Source organism: Rhizobium sp. P1_E6, assembly GCF_056405875.1.
Genome location: NZ_JBFUBG010000164.1, coordinates 1 through 6,550, shown reverse-complemented (window position 1 = coordinate 6,550; position 6,550 = coordinate 1). Strand labels below are relative to the sequence as shown.

At 56.9% G+C, this 6,550-nt stretch carries 5 protein-coding genes and 2 pseudogenes; 1 reads left to right on the top strand and 6 read right to left on the bottom strand.

All coding sequences use genetic code 11. The features are described from left to right. The 5 genes and pseudogenes from AC1D35_RS34260 to AC1D35_RS34240 all read right to left on the bottom strand — a co-directional run. Positions 1 to 1,089, bottom strand: a 1,089-nt coding sequence (locus tag AC1D35_RS34260; RefSeq protein WP_477942322.1) for an efflux RND transporter permease subunit, incomplete at its 3' end; no start/stop codon positions are given. Beyond that, positions 1,086 to 2,321 (bottom strand): efflux RND transporter periplasmic adaptor subunit, encoded by a 1,236-nt coding sequence (locus AC1D35_RS34255; protein ID WP_113311835.1) that lies wholly within the window; start codon positions 2,319 to 2,321, stop codon positions 1,086 to 1,088. The genes AC1D35_RS34255 and AC1D35_RS34260, both read right to left, overlap by 4 nt. 540 nt (positions 2,322 to 2,861) lie before the next feature. Continuing rightward, positions 2,862 to 3,545, bottom strand: a complete 684-nt coding sequence (locus tag AC1D35_RS34250; RefSeq protein WP_477855401.1) for a DUF3313 domain-containing protein — start codon at positions 3,543 to 3,545, stop codon at positions 2,862 to 2,864. A 93-nt stretch (positions 3,546 to 3,638) separates the two neighbouring features. Then, on the bottom strand, positions 3,639 to 4,082 hold the full coding sequence (locus AC1D35_RS34245) for a hypothetical protein (RefSeq protein ID WP_477942320.1): 444 nt from the start codon (positions 4,080 to 4,082) through the stop codon (positions 3,639 to 3,641). After that, positions 4,079 to 4,498: pseudogene (locus AC1D35_RS34240) on the bottom strand (ATP-binding protein); the annotation flags it as partial. The gene AC1D35_RS34245 and the pseudogene AC1D35_RS34240, both read right to left, overlap by 4 nt. A gap of 70 nt (positions 4,499 to 4,568) precedes the next feature. On the opposite strand from AC1D35_RS34240, the pseudogene AC1D35_RS34235 reads away from it, so the two are divergent. Beyond that, a pseudogene (locus AC1D35_RS34235) lies at positions 4,569 to 5,242 on the top strand (IS6 family transposase). Positions 5,243 to 5,737: 495 nt separating this feature from the next. On the opposite strand, the gene AC1D35_RS34230 reads toward AC1D35_RS34235, so the two are convergent. Continuing rightward, a partial coding sequence (locus tag AC1D35_RS34230; protein WP_477942318.1) for a porin occupies positions 5,738 to 6,550 on the bottom strand: 813 nt, incomplete at its 5' end.

Below are 6,550 nucleotides of genomic sequence, written 5' to 3'. Positions count from 1 at the left end.
CGCCACGAGCGTCGCGCGCCAGTCTCGCAAAAACAGGAAAACGACGACGACGGCGAGAAATGCGCCTTCTAGCAGGGTGTCGATCGCCGATCGATAATTTCCGGAGGTGAAGCTGACGCTGTCGTCCACAACTGCGAACTTCACCAGGGGATACTGCGGTCCTAATTTGTGCAAGGCCTCGGCCACCGATGCCGCAACGGCCACGTCGCTCGCGCCGAGCGATCTGTATATGGAAAACCCGACGACGTCGGAGCCATTCAATGTCGCGAAATCGCGCGGTTCCGCCACGGTGTCGGAGAGCTCGCCGAGCTCGCCGAGAAGGACGTTCCGGGTTCCGGGTGTTGCGATACGAAGGCCTGCGAGATCATCGACGGTTTCGACGGCCGCCGCCGTCGTCAGCGCCTGTTCGCGGCCGTTGAGCTCACTACGTCCGCCGGAAGCGTCCAACTGGGTCGTCATCAGGCTTTTGTTCACAGTGCTGGCTGTCAAAGAGTACGCATGCAGCCGATTGGGGTCGATCTCGACATGAATTTCTCGCTCCACGCCGCCGACACGATCAATGCGGCCGACGCCCGGCACGCCTTGCAGCTCGCGAATGAGCGTGTCATCAATAAACCAGGAGATTTGCGACTTGCTCATTCCTTCTCCGGAAACAGCATAGGTCACGACAGCCTGTGACTCTTGCTCCATTCGTTCGATAATCGGTTCATCGATCGTGTCCGGAAGATCGGATCTTATCTTGGTAATGGCGTCGCGAACATCGGTAACGGCACGGTCGGTCGAGACTACGCCGAGCTCGAATTCGACCGTGGTCGTTGAGCGACCCTCCGTGATGGTTGACGTCAACTCCTCAACACCCGTCAACGACGCAATCGCATTCTCAACGAGTTTTGTTACTTCGGTCTCGAGTTCGCTCGGCTTCACCCCCGATTGATCGATGGTGACGGTTACCAGTGGGACGTTGATCGACGGGAAATAGGTGATCGGCAATTTTATAAAACTGAAAATGCCGACGATCGTCAGGGCCGCGAACAGCAGGATTGACGGCAATGGGTTCCGGATGGCCCATGCGGAAATATTGCTGTTCATCGCGCCACACTCTCTTCGGCCTTTAACGAGGAAAGTTCGCCAGCTTTCAAACCGGAGGTCGGAACGGTCAGTATCCTTTCATCCGTCTTCAGGAAGCTACCCGATTTGGTGACTACGATCTCGCCTTCCTTAACGCCGGAAAGGACCTCTATCGCGGCACCCGCCGGGGAACCGAGGATTACAGGGCGCAGGATCGCACGATCGTTTTCAACGACAAAAACACTGGCTTCGCCATTCTGGATCCTGACGGCGGTGGCAGGTACCGTGACATTTGAACGCCGTGCGACCTCAATGCTGCCGTGGACGAACGCGCCTGGTACCAAGGCGTGACGCTGGTCGAGCGCCAGCCGCACCGTACCCATACGCGTGAAAGGATCTATCTGCGCCGCGCTCAATCGCACGCGACCCTGGATCGTTTCGTGTTCACCGGCCACGCTCATCTCAGCGACCATCCCTTCTTCGAGGCGAACAAAGCTCGCTTCGCTCACACTGGCCTCCATCTCGATGAGGCCGTCTTTCGCCAAGATGAATAGCGGGGCGCCTGAGGATGAGGTCATGGCGCCAATGCGTGCGTTGCGACTGAGAACCCTACCCGCTTCTGTCGCACGCACAGTGCTTCGTTCAATCGTCAACGCAATATCGGCGCGCTCGCGCTCGATCAGTTTTCGATCCGCCTCAGCCAGCATCAGCGATTGATGCGCAAGCTCGAGCAGGGACTTGACCCGAGAAAAGGCATTCTCGTGTTCATCGAGAAGCTGCTGGGACACAACTCCCCTGCCCACCAGTGATCTGCTTCGTTCGACAACTTTACGCGCCTCGCGCTCGTTGACGGCGGCGACATCAACCCTACTCTGCTCTTGCGCGACAGCAGCCGCGGCGCGTGAAAGTTGAACCGTGTTTCTGTCAAGCGCGAAGCTCGCCTCCGCTACGTCGAGTATTGCCAGTGGTTGACCCTTGGATACGACGGCGCCCACCTCGACGAGGATTTCCCTCACTTCCTTGCCTTCGATAAGCGCGTTTACCCTAATTTCCTCCTGCGCGATCAGTGTTCCAACGGCCGCGACATGGTCGTGAATGGTGGCACGCTCTGCGGCGCCGACACTCACCGTTATGGCCTGTTGAGCCAACAATTTCCCGCCGGAACAGAGGGTCATCGAAGTAAACAATGCTGAGACCAAAAGCGATTTGACGGAACGCCCCGGTATGCATTTATGCTGTTTTCGATGCGTCATCACTAGAACCACTGTTGGCCGTTTGCACCTTGCAGACGGTTACTTCGCCCTTGTTATCGAGAGTGCGGCATGCCGGATGTGTTGATATTTTAAGATCTGTTGCAATCAGCCCCAAAAGCAGATCTCCTTACATGCGCCGCTTCCATCGATGGCGGCTCATTATTCTCGATGTCCGGGGAAAGGGGTTCGCAGCTCGATCTTCCATCCTCTGCGGATTACGAAGACAGGAGCAATCCACTCAATTGTGGCACCGGCTCGTACAAGCGTGACGCGCCTGTTTCCCTGCTATAGCTGTCCCGGCCCCCCTTGCTGCGGCGTTCACGGGGCCATTGAAGTAGAAAATTTGACCGGCAGCTTTCCGCTGGCAAAAACACGCAGCGCGTTGATGCTGGATTGATCAGGCCCGTCGAGATAACTCCTCATTCGGGCCGGAGCGCTTGTTCTCGTACCGAAGCAGTTCGGTGGGTCCATAACAGAGTCGATTTGTCTGAGTGAAGGCAGCTGCCAGTTATCCGTTGCCATGTGAGCTCGTTATCGCCTTCAGCGAGCCGCGATGGGTAATTTCGGCTGTAGCTTGGAGAGAAGGGCGTCCGCGCCCTTGTCTATTCCGACTTTTGACGCACCGAGTGGGCCAAGGCTAGCGCCGACGTCTAACGCGCTCGGATACTGCTTGGAGACATAAGCCAGGAGTAGGTTGTTCGACGCGCTGTCATAGACCTCAACGGAATAATTGATTGAACCGCTGAGCGTTCCTTCTTTTCCACGTGCGGCTTGGAGCCCGTTTACGGCCAGACCCATCGGCATCAATTTTGCCACGGTCGAGATCACGACGGCGTTGGTCTTTGCGCCAGTCAGTTCAAGTTTGAGCCTAAGCGTGCCGGGACCTGGGATCTTTGTAAGTGCGTATTTTGGCCTAAGGCGGCCTTCGAATGACCGCTGCATGTAGGATGCAAGCTCGACCTTGTCCTTCTCGGTGATGCTGCCAAATTGATTATCGCGGTTTCGATAGATCTCCACAGGCTCAACGATTATAGCTGAGTACGCGCTAAAATCGACGGTTCCATGGGAGTAAATGAGTGGTATTTTTCCGTCCTTGTTTTGCGTATTGACGGATAGCTGCTTGGAAGATGCGATGCCTTGATACGCGATCGGATCGGTGCTCACACAGCCAGTGGAAACAGCAACGAGCGCAAAGAGACAAAATTGAATCGACTTGGTAACCACGGGTATCTCCTGGATGGGTAAGCGGATGTCTGGTCGGCGCGTGATCGGAACGACCGCAGTGCGCAGAATCGGTAGGATTGAGAGAGCCTGGCGTCAGGCGAAGCGGTTGGAGATGGCGCGAATGCGTTCCGTCAACTTCGCCATCATCGCGTTTTCGCAAGAACGACGCYTGGTTGTTGTAGGCACCGCGGTAGGTGCGGATCGACGATCAACCAACGCGTTGATCCTTCGAGAAAGGGACACCATGTCAAGCTGCGATCCAGCCTCTGACATGGCGCGTGCTTGCGCCACGTTGAGGAAAACTTCGATATTTACGACCGGAAGGGGCCTGACGCGCCGGACGATATCGATATTTGGGCGCGTCGTGACGATGAGGTCGTAACCGCCAACCGTAAGTTTACCTTCGAGGTCGGCCTGCGACGAAACGTGATTTGCGACGTACCCTTCTTCGTTCAGTTTGGCGACGATGCTCACCGCTGCCTCGGGCAAGAACACGAGGATTCGCGCAGGCATATGCTTTGCGGTGGGGTCGGTCATGACGCATATCTCCTTGGTTGACCGAACGATAGAAAGTTCCCGCGCTCCGATATGTTCAGTTTTGTTAAGTTATATGTACGGCTCAGACTGCCGAAACCCGTCCTTGGCTCGTTCCCGGAATGGGATGCTACACGCGATGTCCGAGTGCCCGTGTTGAACCCTGGCAGCACTATTCTAACTTCCAACCCGCGAGGTTGACGATCGCGCAAGGACAACTCGCCGCCATGAGATTTGACGATATCGTCGACTATCGAGAGCCCAAGTCCGAAACCGCGTTTGCTTGAGGAATTTCGAGACGCATCGACCTTGAAGAACGGCGCAAGCACGCGTTTATGCAGCTCTTTGGGCAGGCTCGGGCCGTCATCTCCAATAGTGATTACGCCCGCACCATCCGACAGCTGTTCCAGCGCGATTTCGGTCGTTGCCGCTAGGCGGGTGGCATCGTAAACTTAACGAAAGACGGACATCGATATGAGATGACGGGTCATGACGAACCGTGATGCGCTCTATCGCCGCCACCGCTTTCCCGCCGAAATTATCGCCGCTTCCCTCTCAACCTGCGGATGGTGGAGGACATGCTGGCCGCCCGTGGCATCATGGTTTCGCATCAAACGGTCCAGCTGTGGGCTGAGAAATTCGGACGTGCCTTTGCCGACGAGATGCGTCGGTGCTCATCCGGTCGGCTTGGCGATAAGTGGCACCTCGATGAAGCCGTCGTTTCGATCGGCGGCGAGAAGCACTGGCTATGGCGCGCCCTCGATCAGGATGGTTTCGTTCTTGGATGCTGGTTCGAAGTCGCCGAAATGCCCAGGCGGCCTGGCGTTTGATGCGAAAACTGTTAAAGGGTCACGGCCGCGCGCCGCGTGTGATGGTTACTGACAAGCTTCGATCCTACGATGCCGCAAAGCGTGAGATCATGCCCCGCGTTGAACATCGCTCTCACAAGGGGCTAGCAGAGAATTCCCGTCAGCCAATCAATCAGGCGGCGAGAACGGTTCATGAAATGCTTCAAGTCGAAGCGACATTTGCAACACTTCGTCTTCATCCATGATCCGATTGCCAACCTGTTCTACATCCCGCGCCACGACGTCATCTCAAGCCACTATCGCGAACTACGTGCTGCGGCGATGAGCCTGTGGACGCAGATCGCCCGGGCGTAAACAGCGACAGCCAAGGCGGCCTGCTGTTGCCTCACGACTTTTAAGTTTACGATGCCCCGCGAGAGGGGGCGGCAATATAAGATTTTCAACGACAACTGATGTCGAGAGGCGCACCGTCTCAGTCAGGCGTTGCGATCGACCCTGAGCCTCTCGTGTCAACGCTTCTGCGGCGACACCCATGGCGCCTGCATCCTCGGAGAGTCCCAATCCTGTATCTGTCGGATCGAGACCACGAACAGACAGGGTAAAGAGACTGGCCCCGACAATCGCTTCCAGTTCACGTATGTGCCGGCTCGCCCATGGATCGTTTCGCCTTCGCCGACATCGAGCTCGGGCTGGTGACTGAAGAGCGCCGAGGACTATCGAACGGCGTTCGGCTGCAAAGGACTGCCCCAACAAAACCGGACCAGTCCCTCGTTACTGATCGGAGGTCATTCTGATCAGTAACTGACAGAGGTGGAGCCCTGACCTTAAGCCAGGGCTCCACCGTTCAAATTAGAACGCGCGCTGCAGACGGAAGTAACCCGACGTGGAGTCGTCGTCTTCATCCGGATCCAGATACTGGATCGAAGCCTTAGCGTAGAAATTGTCTACGACCTGATAGTCAACCGTCAGACCGACCTTCCAAGCGTCGTTTTCGTCGTCGAAATCGCCGGCGCCGTCGATGCCGTAGTTGCCGTAATACTGAACACCAGGGGTGATCTTCAGCTTATCGGTAGCCTTGATGACGTACTCGGCAGTAACTGCCCACTGAGCGGCGTCGTAGTAGGAGTTCGGGTTGGTGGAGTAAACAGCAGCAAGGCCGAGCGTGCCAGGACCGATGTCAACCGTACCCATAGCGCGGATTGCTCCTTCTTCGTTGTCGGTGTCGTAACCGCCAGTGATCTGGTAGCTGAATGCACCAGACGTGCCGCCGATGCCGAAGGCCACGCCGAAGTTGTTCGGAGCTTCGCCGGTCTTGAAGTAGCCGTCTTCCAGTTCGTCAACGCTGATACCAGCGTAGAAGGAGCCGGTTTCGTACTGATAACGGATGGAGTTGTGCAGGGTAACCGGGGAGCCGATGTCGGCCGTTTCGCCGTCGAGACCATCGTCCCACCAGGAGTAGAACAGACCAGCGCGGAAGCCCGCGACGTCGAGGTAAGCGGAGTCGAGGACCGTCGACTGGTCAGACGCGTTGTCAGCGTTTGCCTGCAGAACGATTACGCCGGTGAGCGGACCGTACTCGGTGTCGCTTTTGGCCGTGAACTGAACCTGACCACGGGTTACAGCATCCCAGCTAGAGTCGTTGGTGGCGGAGGTGCCGCCGGC

Bases quoted from the DNA above. Each gene is read 5' to 3' on its own strand.
- AC1D35_RS34255 (WP_113311835.1), bottom strand. From the start codon at position 2,321: ATGACGCATCGAAAACAGCATAAATGCATACCGGGGCGTTCCGTCAAA.